Origin of the sequence: Candidatus Synechococcus spongiarum SH4, assembly GCF_000586015.1 — a bacterium.
GTDB classification, from domain to species: Bacteria; Cyanobacteriota; Cyanobacteriia; order PCC-6307; family Cyanobiaceae; genus Synechococcus_B; species Synechococcus_B spongiarum_F.
On sequence record NZ_JENA01000029.1, the window covers coordinates 1 to 11739 of the forward strand.

General features: G+C 64.8%; 12 protein-coding genes and 2 pseudogenes. 7 read left to right on the forward strand and 7 right to left on the reverse strand.

The features are described from left to right. A partial coding sequence (locus BG35_RS0102570; RefSeq protein WP_236619749.1) for a precorrin-6A/cobalt-precorrin-6A reductase occupies window positions 1-374 on the reverse strand: 374 nt, incomplete at its 3' end. A 167-nt stretch (window positions 375-541) separates the two neighbouring features. Between BG35_RS0102570 and BG35_RS0102575 the strand changes: the two genes are divergently transcribed. Then, the gene (locus tag BG35_RS0102575; protein WP_025781570.1) at window positions 542-946 is read left to right on the forward strand and encodes a single-stranded DNA-binding protein; all 405 of its coding nucleotides are present in this window, start codon (window positions 542-544) and stop codon (window positions 944-946) included. Between the two features lie 21 nt (window positions 947-967). Here BG35_RS0102575 and BG35_RS0102580 read toward each other — a convergent pair whose 3' ends face one another. Beyond that, complete coding sequence (locus tag BG35_RS0102580) at window positions 968-1168, reverse strand: DUF8666 family protein (protein WP_025781571.1); 201 nt, start codon at window positions 1166-1168, stop codon at window positions 968-970. 59 nt (window positions 1169-1227) lie between these two features. On the opposite strand from BG35_RS0102580, the gene BG35_RS0102585 reads away from it, so the two are divergent. Then, window positions 1228-1800 (forward strand): DUF2854 domain-containing protein, encoded by a 573-nt coding sequence (locus tag BG35_RS0102585; protein ID WP_236619750.1) that lies wholly within the window; start codon window positions 1228-1230, stop codon window positions 1798-1800. Between the two features lie 11 nt (window positions 1801-1811). Then, the gene (gene argB, locus BG35_RS0102590; protein ID WP_025781573.1) at window positions 1812-2684 is read left to right on the forward strand and encodes an acetylglutamate kinase; all 873 of its coding nucleotides are present in this window, start codon (window positions 1812-1814) and stop codon (window positions 2682-2684) included. Between the two features lie 11 nt (window positions 2685-2695). Here argB and priA read toward each other — a convergent pair whose 3' ends face one another. The 3 genes from priA to BG35_RS14065 all read right to left on the reverse strand — a co-directional run bounded on the left by priA (window position 2696) and on the right by BG35_RS14065 (window position 5996). Next, complete coding sequence (gene priA / locus BG35_RS0102595) at window positions 2696-4936, reverse strand: replication restart helicase PriA (RefSeq protein ID WP_236619751.1); 2241 nt, start codon at window positions 4934-4936, stop codon at window positions 2696-2698. A 423-nt stretch (window positions 4937-5359) separates the two neighbouring features. Further along, window positions 5360-5791 (reverse strand): hypothetical protein, encoded by a 432-nt coding sequence (locus BG35_RS14060; protein WP_025781575.1) that lies wholly within the window; start codon window positions 5789-5791, stop codon window positions 5360-5362. An 82-nt stretch (window positions 5792-5873) separates the two neighbouring features. Further along, window positions 5874-5996 (reverse strand): hypothetical protein, encoded by a 123-nt coding sequence (locus BG35_RS14065; protein WP_373276957.1) that lies wholly within the window; start codon window positions 5994-5996, stop codon window positions 5874-5876. Window positions 5997-6014: 18 nt separating this feature from the next. Here BG35_RS14065 and rpoD point away from each other — a divergent pair. Next, a pseudogene (gene rpoD / locus BG35_RS0102605) lies at window positions 6015-6977 on the forward strand (RNA polymerase sigma factor RpoD); the annotation flags it as partial. Between the two features lie 80 nt (window positions 6978-7057). Beyond that, window positions 7058-8011 carry a hydroxymethylbilane synthase gene (gene hemC, locus BG35_RS0102610; protein WP_025781577.1) on the forward strand — a complete coding sequence of 318 codons (954 nt, stop codon included), beginning with the start codon at window positions 7058-7060 and terminating at the stop codon, window positions 8009-8011. A gap of 56 nt (window positions 8012-8067) precedes the next feature. Here hemC and BG35_RS0102615 read toward each other — a convergent pair whose 3' ends face one another. Continuing rightward, window positions 8068-8325, reverse strand: a complete 258-nt coding sequence (locus BG35_RS0102615) for a DUF6447 family protein (protein ID WP_025781578.1) — start codon at window positions 8323-8325, stop codon at window positions 8068-8070. 72 nt (window positions 8326-8397) lie between these two features. After that, a pseudogene (locus BG35_RS09930) lies at window positions 8398-10132 on the reverse strand (ABC transporter ATP-binding protein). A 39-nt stretch (window positions 10133-10171) separates the two neighbouring features. Here BG35_RS09930 and BG35_RS0102625 point away from each other — a divergent pair. Together BG35_RS0102625 and BG35_RS0102630 are read left to right on the forward strand one after the other, a co-directional pair. Beyond that, a complete protein-coding gene (locus tag BG35_RS0102625; protein WP_034416658.1) occupies window positions 10172-10771 on the forward strand; it encodes a thioredoxin family protein in 600 nt (199 codons plus the stop codon). An 18-nt stretch (window positions 10772-10789) separates the two neighbouring features. Next, window positions 10790-11739, forward strand: a 950-nt coding sequence (locus tag BG35_RS0102630; RefSeq protein WP_025781580.1) for a DegT/DnrJ/EryC1/StrS family aminotransferase, incomplete at its 3' end; no start/stop codon positions are given.

The following is an 11739-nucleotide window of genomic DNA, read 5'->3' on the forward strand; positions in this document are numbered from 1 at the left end:
CGGTCCACCACGGTGGCTGCCTCCGGTTGGAGCTGGGGGCGCTGGAGGCGCAGGTAGGGGGTGGCTGACGCACCACAGGCGGCGTGAAGCGTCCGGGTGATCCGCAGGGCAAAGGGATGGGTGGCGTCCACCACCAGCGCCGGCGGCGCCGGACCGGCCAACACTTGGCGAACGTCTGCCGGGCTCAGGGCCATGGCCTGGCACTGGAAGGCCGGGTTGGCGGTCAACGGCCCGTAGGCCCGGCAGGCTCCCGGGCTCACCACCTGGATCCGGACCGGCACAGACAGGTCCAGCAACTGCCGGGCGGCCCAGACGCCGTCCTCCGTGCCGGCCACCAACCAGATCCAGTTGCGGCATTTCCGGGAAGAGACCATCACGGGGAGTTGAGGAATTAGGGTGGAACCACCGCCAGAGGGGAAACCTGAGAGCAGGTAAGCGCCTTGGCGCCAAGGGCGCATCCGTCGGTGTTCCCCTGGTCCGCTCCAGTGGCTTACCCCATTGCACAGATCGTCTTTACGTCCTTCCAGGAGGAACAACTGTCATGAACCACTGCTTGCTTGAGGCTGTTGTGCAGGAAGCCCCCAGACTGCGCTACACCCAGGGGGACCAGATCCCCGTGGCGGAGATGCTGGTGTGCTTCGACCCGCTGCGGGAGGGTGACCCCCAGCCCACCCTGAAGGTCACCGCCTGGCGGGATCTGGCCACAACCGTGGAGCAGCAGGCTCAGCCGGGCCGGAAGGTGCTGCTGGAAGGCCGCCTCATGATGCGCAGCACGCCCCGTCCTGACGGTGTGGGGATGCAGAAGCAGGCGGAACTCACCCTCAGCCGTCTCCATCCGCTCCAGGCTCCCCAGCCGGAATCGGCCATCCCGGCGGCGGCCCAGCCCCTGGTGCCGGAGCCGGATTCCACGTCGGATCTGGATCCCGAAGACGACATTCCCTTCTAGGCGCCCAGGCCAATCAGTCTGTCAACCGGATTCCGTCCGGGCTTCGCAGAGTTCCAGCAACTGGCCCAACTCCCGTTCCAGGGCGGCAAGGTCCAGGCGGAACGCGCTCCAGTGCCCCTCGTCCAGGTGGCGCAGCAACCAGCGGCGGTCCTCCTGTAGGGCCTGAACGAGCGCAGCGATGCGCTCCGGTCCCTGGTCTGGAATGGGGTTGGGGGTGGCCATAGGGGTGGTGATCGACGTTGAACAGTGGGGCGGAAGCGCAAGGGTTGCCGCCATCCACCATGCTGAACGATGGCTTTTGCAATTGCTCCATGGGTTCCCTCTTTTCCCCGGGAAGCCTGATCACCGTCTCCGGCGCGTCCCTGGCCGTGTTTGGCCTGGTTGCCTATGGCGCGGATCACCCCGTCCTCAACCTGGTGGGCCTCTTCTCCGGTATCCCCGTGCTCCTGGGCGGTCTGGCCTTGAAATCGTCGGAATTGCCCCCTGTCCCCTGGTTGCATCCGCCCGATGTCCGGAGCAAGGAGCGGCGCCAAACCGTTGCGACGGATGTGCAGCAGCGGCTGGTGAAGGACGTGCGGCGCTGGCGCTATGGCCAGAAGGCCCATCTGGAGAGTTCCCTGGAGGCCCTCAAGCTTTGGCGGGAGGACAAGCCGCCGCAACTGATCGGGCTCAGGGAAGATGATGTGCAGGGCCGTTATCAACTCACCATGCGCTTTCAACTGGGTTCCGATGAGGACAGTGAGACCTGGCTTGACAGGAGGGATCGTCTGGCCCGTTTCTTCGGCCCAGGTCTGGAGGCGGCCGTGGTGGTGACCGACCCCCGCCGGGTTGATGTGCAACTGCTCAGTTGCTGAACAGGGTGTCCATGGAACCATCCCCGCCCATTACCCCTGACCTCACCCGGGTGCAGGTGTTGTCCGAAGCCTTGCCCTACATCCAGCGCTTTGCCGGCCGCACTGTGGTGATCAAGTACGGCGGCGCCGCCATGGCGCAGGAGAACCTGCGCCAGGCCGTTTTCCGCGACGTCACCCTCCTGGCCTGTGTCGGCCTCCGTCCCGTGATGATCCATGGGGGTGGCCCGGAGATCAACGCCTGGCTGGCCAAGCTGGCCATTGAGCCGGAGTTCCACGCCGGCCTGCGGGTCACCAGCGCCGAGACCATGGAGGTGGTGGAGATGGTGCTGGTGGGACGGGTCAACAAGCAAATCGTCAACGGCATCAACCGTCAAGGCGGCCTGGCCGTGGGGCTTTCCGGGAGTGACGGCCAACTGGTGCAGGCCCGCACCTACGACAACGGCTCCATGGGGCTGGTGGGGGAAGTGGAGCGGGTGAAGCCCGATCTGCTTCTGCCCCTGCTGGAGCAGGGCTATATCCCGGTGATTTCCAGCGTGGCCGCGGATCCTTCCGGCGTGTCCCACAACATCAACGCCGACATCGTGGCCGGTGAGATTGCCGCGGCGCTCCATGCGGAAAAGTTGATCCTGCTCACCGATACGCCCGGGGTGCTGCGCCAGCCGGGGGTGGTGAGCACGTTGCTGGAGCATCTCACCATTGGCGAGGCCCGCGCCCTCATGGCCGACGGCGTGGTGAGTGGAGGCATGGCCCCCAAAACGGAATGCTGCATCCGCGCCCTGGCCCAGGGGGTGCGCTCCGCCCACATCGTGGATGGACGGGTTCCCCACGCCCTGCTGCAGGAGATTTTCACCGATGCCGGCATTGGCACCATGATCTCCGGCTAAATCACCCCATCTCAGAGGTGCATGGGGTCGGGGTCGATGGTCAGGTCCACGCCACGGGGCAGCACCGCCCGCAGATTCTGCCCTGACGGAAGCGGCAGGGGACCTTCCGGTCCGTGGAGCAGCAACTGCCAGCGGCTGCGCTGGGCCACACGGGCCACGGGGGCAGGCGCCGGACCCACCACAGTCCATCCCCGACGACCCAGGTCAGGACTCAAGTGGGCGGCCAGGAGTGCTGCCCCATTGGCAGTGGCGCGGGCACTGGTGCCGCTGAGGCGCAGCAGGCAGGCGCGCACATACGGTACCAGCCCATGGCGCTGCCGGTTTTCCATCTCCTGATCAAGGAAGCGCTCATAGCGGCCCTCCACCAGGCTGCGCACCACTACATGCTCCGGGGCATAGGTCTGCACCAGCACCTCGCCGGGTTTGGCGCCCCTCCCGGCCCGGCCCGCCAACTGGAAAAACACCTGCAACGCCTGTTCCTGGGCCCGGAGATCCGGCCGATGCATCAGACCGTCCGCCGCCAGCACCACCGCCATGGTCACGTTGGGAAGATCCATGCCCTTGGCCAGCATCTGGGTGCCCACCAGCACGTCCGCCTGGCGCCGGGCAAACAGCTCCAGGATGCGCCGGTGGCCGTCCTTGCCCCGGGTGGTGTCATGGTCGTAGCGCAACAGGCGCAGACCGGGGAGTTGTTGCTGCAACAGTTCCACCACCCGCTGGGTGCCAATTCCGAAGGGCTTGAACGCCGTGGAGCCACAGTGGTTGCAGCGGGTCTGTAACGGTTGCCGGTGGTTGCACCAATGGCAGCGCAGAACGTCATGGCGGGCGCCGGGGCCGTGATGGCGATGCACCGTGAGCGCCAGATCACAGTGGGGACACATCACCGCTTCCCCGCAGCTTCGGCAATTCAGAAACGGGCTGTATCCCCGACGCGGCACAAACAGCACCGCCTGCTCACCGCGACCACAGACAGTCTCCAGCCGATCCCGCAAGGGCCTGCTGATGGCTGTGCGTTGCCCCCTGGCCAACTCCTGCCTCATGTCCACCACCCGAATCGGAGGAAGACGGCCGCCAGCCACCCGCTCCTTGAGCCGCAGCAGTTGGCACCCGCCAGCCTGGCGCCGGCGCCAACTCTCCAGGCTGGGGGTGGCGCTGCCCAGCAGGAGATACGCCCCATCCTGCCTTGCCCGGTAACGGGCCACGTCACGGGCGTGGTAGCAGGGCATGGGGGCCTCCTGCTTGTAGGACGGGTCGTGCTCCTCGTCCAGCACCACCAGGCCCGGCAGCGCCAGGGGCAGAAAAACGGCGGAGCGGGTTCCCACCACCAACCAGGGGCCGCCATGGCGGCAGCGCTCCCAGATCCGGCGCCGCTCCCCGTCGCTCAGGTGGCTGGAGTAGGAGAGAACCCGGTCGGGGAAGCGGCGGCGGCAGCGCTCCAGAAGCTGGGGGATCAGGCCGATTTCCGGGCACAGGATGAGCACGTCCCGTCCCTGGGCCAACCAGAAGGCTGCCGCCTGGAGATAGATCTCGGTCTTGCCTGAACCGGTGACGCCCCACAGCAGAACTTCCCCCCCCCGTCCGGGGGATGTGGTCAAGGAGGCCAGAACCCGGGCTTGGTCAGGGGTGAGTTGGCGCGGGGGTTCCGGAGGGGCGCCAGAGTCGGGTGGCTGGGGTTGAGGCCGCGCTGGAGCTTGATCGTGGCGGCTTTCCAGGGTCAGAACACCGGCCCTGGCGAGATTGTCCACCGGTGCGCGGCTACAGCCGCTGTCTTGCAAAAGGTCCTTCAGCCAGCAGCCCTGTGGGCCATGGCGATCCAGACACTGGAGCAGGTGTTGTTGACGTTCTGTCGCCTCCTGCCGGTCTGATTGCCCGGCTGCAAGGCGGGGCTGTCGTTGCACCCAGACTTGCCGCCGACCCTTGCGGGGTTTGTGGCCTCCGGCCCGTTGCCCCAGCACCCCTGGCGGCAGGGCCGTGCGCAGAACTTGAAGCAGGGAGGTGTGGGTTTGCTCGGCGCACCAGCCAACAAGCTGGCGCCAAGTCCTGGTGAAGGCCCCCTTCAGAATCAGGTGTTTAACGGTTTGCAACTGCTCCCTGGAAATCCCGGCAGGGGGATCCGGGCGCACTGCCGTCACCAGGCCCGCATGGAGTCGTTGCCGCACAGGCGCCCACACCAGGTCACCGGGTTCAGCGGCTTCAGTGGGGTGATTGGCGTAGGTGAGCAGCAGGGTCCCCTGGCCAATCTCCACCAACACGTCCAACAAGCTGGGAGGATCAGACGCCAGAAGGGAGTTGCAGACACGTAGGGAGTTGTCTAGCATTATGGCATCTTGGCTCTTGCCAAATCAGGTGGAGCGCGGTCAGTCGCTTGCCTCAGGAGAGAGGAGACCCCGGTCTGTCCTCTGGAAGCCCTTCCTGACTCTTGAACTGACTTCCCACGTCGCTCCGCGCTGACGTTGATCACCTAAGCCTTCCGAAAAATCAGCCGATCAATCCAACCCGCCCTCGCCCCGCCACACCATGCCTTCCGTGTGCTGATTGGGGTGACAAGTAATCCCGGTTGAAGACGGTTGGCCGTCTGGATGCTGTTGCGGTTTGTTCACTCCTCCCCCCAGGTTTTTGCCCATGAGTCCACTTGTTGCCGCCAAAGTAGACTGTGGCGAATCCACAGCCAGCAGTCAGCAGAAATCCATACAGCCCTTGTCGAGCCCACTGCCCCGGGGGGCCATCAACATCCGGCACCGGGTCACCCGTTGGCGGGCACCCGTGTTTTCACCCTCCACGCCCCCATCACCGTCAGAGATTCCCGTCCATCGCAACGGAGCGCCGCCGTCATCGCCGAGGGTGACGCGCCTCAAGGCAATTCTGCGCAGACTCAAGGCCAGCGCTCGATCCAAGGGAACCAGGCTCAGAATCCGCCTCACAGCCGAAGCGCTGCACCGGGCAAAAGCGGCCCTGTCGAAGGCCGGATCAGGGCAACGGAACCCGGTGGGGGGCGTCCCCCCGGCCGCAGCGCCCCAAGGGCGCTCCACCACCCAACGACAGCCCGCGCCCGGACCACAGACCACCTCCTTGGAGAACAAGCCCGGGCGGCCACAACCGGAATCCATGGGCTCTGGTGGGAGCGCCACTGCCACAACCGGTTCCCGGGGATCCATAGCGCCACAATCCGCCGCGATTCAGTCCAAAGCTTCAGGGAAGACCAGGCCCGCGGCCACGGCCGCCAAATCCCCCACCGGGAACCCGGCCGGCAAAGGCGCCAAAGGCGCCCCGGCCGCCAGGACAACTCAGGGAACCCAGAAGCGGTCTCGCCATGGGGCCCAATCCCACCGGACTGGGGCAAAGGGGGTGTACACGGAAGACTCCATTCGCGTCTACCTCCAGGAAATCGGCCGCATTCGCCTGCTCCGGCCGGACGAGGAGATTGAGTTGGCGCGAAAAATCGCGGACCTGCTCTACCTGGAACAGGAAGCGGAGACCTACTTCCACGAGAACGAGCGCCACCCCTCCATGAGTGAGTGGGCTGAACTGGTGGCCATGCCCTACCGGAGCTTCAAGAGACGTCTGAAGCTGGGACGGCGGGCCAAGGAAAAAATGGTGCAATCCAACCTGCGCCTGGTGGTGTCCATTGCCAAGAAGTACATGAACCGCGGCCTCTCCTTCCAGGACCTGATTCAGGAAGGAAGTCTGGGTCTGGTGCGGGCGGCGGAAAAATTCGACCATGAAAAGGGGTACAAGTTTTCCACCTATGCCACTTGGTGGATTCGCCAGGCCATTACCCGGGCCATTGCCGATCAATCCCGCACCATCCGCCTGCCCGTTCATCTCTACGAAACCATCTCCCGCATCAAGAAGAGCACCAAAACCCTGAGTCAGGAGTTGGGCCGCAAACCCAGCGAAGAAGAAATTGCCGAGCGCATGGAGATGACGATCGAGAAGCTGCGCTTCATTGCCAAGAGCGCCCAGTTGCCCATCTCTCTGGAAACACCCATTGGCAAGGAGGAGGATTCCCGCCTCGGGGACTTTATTGAGTCCGGCGCCGAGAACCCCGATCAGGACGTGGCCAAGAACCTGCTGCGGGAAGATCTGGAGAGTGTGTTGGCCACCCTGAATCCCCGGGAACGGGATGTGTTGCGCCTGCGCTACGGCCTGGATGACGGCCGCATGAAAACCCTTGAAGACATTGGCCAGATCTTCGAGGTGACCCGGGAGCGGATCCGTCAGATCGAGGCCAAGGCCCTGCGCAAGCTGCGCCATCCCAACCGGAACGGGGTCCTCAAGGAATACATCAAGTAGGGGGAAGCATGTAGGGAACCCAGGGCAACCTCAGGTCGGCGGCCTATGCTGGCGGGTGTTGCCCGCGCCTTTCCCCGGTGATCCCAGCCCCCTGTCTCCGCATCGCCTCCCGTCGCAGCCAGTTGGCCATGGTGCAGACAAACTGGGTCAAGGGGGAGTTGGAAAAGGCCCACCCGGGGTTACAGGTGTCGGTGGAGGCCATGGCCACCCATGGGGACAAGGTGTTGGATGTGGCCCTGGCCAAAATTGGCGACAAGGGCCTGTTTACCAAGGAACTGGAAGTCCAGATGTTGTTGGGGCGGGCCGAGATTGCCGTCCATTCCCTCAAGGATCTGCCCACGGCGCTGCCGGAGGGGTTGATGCTGGGCTGCATCACGGCCCGGGAAGATCCCGCCGACGCGCTGGCCGTCCATGGGCGCTTCAGCCAATACCGCCTGGAGACCATGCCGGAGGGCAGCCGCATCGGCACCAGTTCCCTGCGCCGCCTGGCCCAGTTACGCCACCACTATCCCCACTTGGTCTTCAAGGACGTGCGGGGCAACGTGCTGACCCGATTGGAGAAGCTGGATGCCGGCCTGTACGACGGACTCATTCTTGCGGCGGCGGGGTTGGAGCGGTTGGGGTTGGCCCGCCGCATCCACCAGGTGATTGCCCCCGAGATTTCCCTCCATGCCGTGGGCCAGGGGGCCCTTGGCATTGAATGCGTGGTGAATAACCAGGAGGTTCTGGAGCGGATTCGTATTCTGAACCATGAAGACACCCGGGACCGCTGCCTGGCGGAACGGGCCTTTCTGCGGGAGTTGGAGGGGGGATGTCAGGTTCCCATCGGGGTCAATAGCGCCATCAGTGGCGAGAATGTGACCCTCACCGGCATGGTGGCCAGCCTGGACGGCAAAACACTGATCCGGGATGAATGCCGTGGGCCACGCCACACCCCCGAAGCGGTGGGCCGACAGTTGGCTTTGGCCCTCAAGGATCAGGGCGCTGCCGCCATCCTGGAGGAGATCTTTGCCACTGTCCGCCCTGAAGCCTAGGCGCCTCAACCCCGTTCCCCCGTCCCCTTCTCCGGAACCGGGGTTGGATAAGGGGATTATGTGGATTCCGGTGGTTCCGGTAGAGGGTTAATGGTGCGCAGCCGTTCGTTGAGCTGCTTGCCCATGGTTTGGCGGCTGATGGTCAACAGCTTGACAGTGTCTTGATGCATCTTGATTTGCGCATCAGCCACCTGCATGCCGATGACAACCTGCTTGATGTCGTCCGGCAGGCTATTGATGTCGTAACGCTTGCCCTCGAAGCTCAAAACAGGGGTGTTGCTTGATGGTGGAGTCTGCTGCGTTTCGTTGGTCATCCTTGTGGGATTAAACTTTGCAACGCAAGTTTAACACTTGGCGGCTGGTTCCGGGCCATGGCCCGGAACCACTCACCCGGTGTGAATCAGTTGCTGGCGGCACAGTTCCTCGTACCGACCGGCTTGGTTCAGGAGTTGTTGGTGGGTGCCTTGCTCAACAATGCCCCCCCGCTCCAGCACCAGAATGTGATCCACCCCCTGCACAGTGGCCAGGCGATGGGCAATCACCAGCACCGTGCGCCCCGCCATGGCCCGCCTGAGGCCCTGTTGCACGGCGGCCTCCGTTTCCGCGTCCAGGGCGCTGGTGGCCTCGTCCAGCAGCAGCACCGCCGGATTACCCACCACGGCCCGGGCAATGGCCAGCCGCTGCCGTTGCCCACCTGACAGGTTGGCGGTGCGCTCCTCAACTCTGGCGCCGTAGCCCCCCATGGCCAGAATGAAGGCCTCCGCATTGGCCAGTTGCGCGGCGCGGCGGATGGCAGCCGGGCTATGGCCACGGCCAAAGTCAATGGTTTCCGCAATGGTTCCGGAAAAGAGCAACGCATCCTGGGGCACCAGGGCCACCTGACGACGCAACTCCGCCGCCCGCAACTGGCACAGATCCTTGCCGTCCAGCAGAATGCGCCCTTGTCCGGGGGATGTTGAAGCGCAGCAGCAGGGAAAACAGGGTGGACTTGCCGGCCCCCGAGGCGCCCACCAGCGCCACCAGTTGGCCTGGCGGAACACGGAGCGTCAGGTTCTGGAACAGGGGCTGCGTTGGCGTATGGCTGAAGTGGACGTTCTCAAGACGCAATTCACCCCGCACCTGGCCGAGGGTGATGGGCCGGGGGGGATCCGGAGGCTCCAGGGGCTCCTGCTCCAGGACCCGCAGGCGCCGCAGCGAGGCCTGCCCCTGCTGAAGCTCGTTATAATTGGTGGTGAGGTGGCTGATGGGATCAATGAGCATCAGCAGGGCAACGATATAGCTGCTGAACTGTTCGGTGGTGAGGCTGTCGGTATGAATGCGCCAGGCGCCCAGCAGCAGGATCGCCAGGATCCCGGTCGCTTCAAGAAAACCCACCACCGGATGCTGCCGCGCCACCAGTTCCAGGGTGCGGAAGCGGGCGCGGCGGTGTCCGTCAACCTGCTGAGAAAAGCGCTGCTGGAGCCACTCCTCCGAGGCAAACGCCCGCACCAGGCGCAGGCCGCCAACGGCTTCCGCCAGCAGCGCCGCCAACTCACTCACCTGCCCCTGACTCCGCTCCTCCGCCCGCCGAACCTTGCCGCCAAACCAGCCCACCAGCCCAACCATGAGCGGCGCCAACACCAGGGTGGCTGCAGTGAGCGGCCCATCCTTCGAGGCCATGTAGCCCAGCAACGCCAACAGCTTCAGGCCACTGGGAGTGCTGTCATGGATGGTTTTGTAGACGGCCTCGCCAACACGGTCCGCATCTTCCGTGAGGCGATAAGACAGATCACCGCTGGACAGCTTTTCCAACGCGGGGAAGGCCAACCGCTGCAGGCGCGCAAAGACCCTCTGGCGCAGGTCCTGGCTTACCCGCAGGGATGGATCGGCCAGCAAAGTGTCCTGGCCGTATTGGGCCAGCTTCTGGGCCAGGAAAATGGCCATGGCCACCGCGATGATGCCCAGCGCCTCCTGGAAACGCCCACCACCAATGGCTGGGATCAGGGGGCCTATCTTCTGGGCAAGGAGGGGGTCTGTGACCACATAGACCACGGTGCAGCAGGCCCCTGCCAGCAACGGGACCCGATGCCGGGCCAATAACGGAAGCAGCAGCCGGAACCTTGCCGCAGAAGGGATGAGCATGGAAACCCGCGTGGGGTGTGTCAGCCATTACACTCCCCCATGCTCCCCAACCTCCCGAGTCTCGTGGCGCGCACGGAATCCACCATGCTTCCCCTGGGAACATCCATGCCCCCCTGGCAACTGCCACGGGCGGAGGATGGCCAGGCGTTCTCCAGCAGCCAACTTCCCCCCCAGCCTGTGCTGGTGATGTTTCTGGCGGTCCACTGCCCCTTTGTGAAGCACGTGGAGCCGGAACTGGCCCGTCTTGATCGAGACTACAGAGAACGGGTGAGCCTTGTGGGCATCAGCAGCAACAGCCTGCAAACTCACCCGGAGGACGGTCCTGAATACATGGTGGCCCAGAAGCAGCGCCTTGGCATGGAGTTGCCCTATCTCCATGACGGGGACCAGGCTGTGGCCAAAGCATTCCATGCGGCCTGCACGCCGGATTTCTTCCTCTTTGACGCCAACCACGGGCTGGTCTATCGGGGCCAGTTGGACGGATCCCGACCCGGCAACAGCGTCCCCTGTGACGGGGCCGACCTGCGGGCCGCCCTGGATGCGGTCCTGACGGGTCAGCCGGTTACAGACCGGCAACGCCCCTCCATTGGTTGCAACATCAAGTGGCATCCCGGGGCCGCCCCCCCCTGGTTTGGTTGAAGCGCAGTGGACCACCCCATGGCCGTGCCCCCCTTTGATCTGCGCAGACAGCTTGAGACCATGGGTTCCACCCTGGATCAGGCTGTTCTGGAGGTGCTCCACTCGGGGCAATACATCGGCGGCAAGCTGGTGGCCCGGTTCGAGAACGCCTTTGCCCGGAGCGTGGGCACAGACCATGCGGTGAGTTGCAACAGTGGCACCGATGCCCTCATCCTGGCGTTGCGGGCCCTGGAGGTGGGTCCCGGCCATGAGGTGATCACCACCTCCTTCAGCTTCTTCGCCACCGCCGAGGCCATCAGCGCGGTGGGGGCGCGCCCAGTGTTTGTGGACGTGGATCCCGGCAGCTACCTGTTGGACCTGGACAAGCTGGAGGCAGCCATTGGGCCGCGCACCCGGGCGCTGCTGCCGGTGCATCTGTTTGGCTGCCCCGTGAATATGGAGCGTTGCATGGCCGTGGCGCGCCGTCACGGTCTGAAGGTGGTGGAGGACTGCGCCCAGGCTACGGGATCCCGTTGGGCTGGCCGGTCCGTGGGCGCCTGGGGAGACGTGGGGTGTTTCAGTTTCTTCCCCACGAAGAATCTTGGCGCTGCCGGGGACGGGGGTTGCGTCACCACCAACGACCCCCAACTGGCGCAGCGGATGCGGGAATTGGCGGTCCATGGCATGGCGGAGCGCTATGTCCACAACGTTCTGGGCTACAATTCAAGGCTGGACGCCCTGCAGGCGGCGGTGCTGCTGGTGAAGCTTCCCCATCTGCCCGCCTTGATCCGCGCCCGCCAGCGGCACGCAGCGGCCTACGGTCAAGCCCTGGACCAAGTGGGTGGCTTGGCGTTGCCCACCCAGGGGGTAGCCGGTCACAGTTGGAATCAATTCGTGGTGCGCATTCCCGGCGGCGGCGCCCAGATGCGTAACCGGGTGCAGGTTGCCCTGCAACAGCAGGGAGTTCACACCATCATCTATTATCCCAT

Coding starts and splice junctions, on each gene's coding strand:
- BG35_RS0102575 (WP_025781570.1), top strand. CDS start 542: ATGAACCACTGCTTGCTTGAGGCTGTTGTGCAGGAAGCCCCCAGACTG.
- BG35_RS0102580 (WP_025781571.1), bottom strand. CDS start 1,168: ATGGCCACCCCCAACCCCATTCCAGACCAGGGACCGGAGCGCATCGCT.
- BG35_RS0102585 (WP_236619750.1), top strand. CDS start 1,228: ATGCTGAACGATGGCTTTTGCAATTGCTCCATGGGTTCCCTCTTTTCC.
- argB (WP_025781573.1), top strand. CDS start 1,812: ATGGAACCATCCCCGCCCATTACCCCTGACCTCACCCGGGTGCAGGTG.
- BG35_RS14060 (WP_025781575.1), bottom strand. CDS start 5,791: ATGGATTCCGGTTGTGGCCGCCCGGGCTTGTTCTCCAAGGAGGTGGTC.
- BG35_RS14065 (WP_373276957.1), bottom strand. CDS start 5,996: ATGGCGAGACCGCTTCTGGGTTCCCTGAGTTGTCCTGGCGGCCGGGGC.
- BG35_RS0102615 (WP_025781578.1), bottom strand. CDS start 8,325: ATGACCAACGAAACGCAGCAGACTCCACCATCAAGCAACACCCCTGTT.
- BG35_RS0102625 (WP_034416658.1), top strand. CDS start 10,172: ATGCTCCCCAACCTCCCGAGTCTCGTGGCGCGCACGGAATCCACCATG.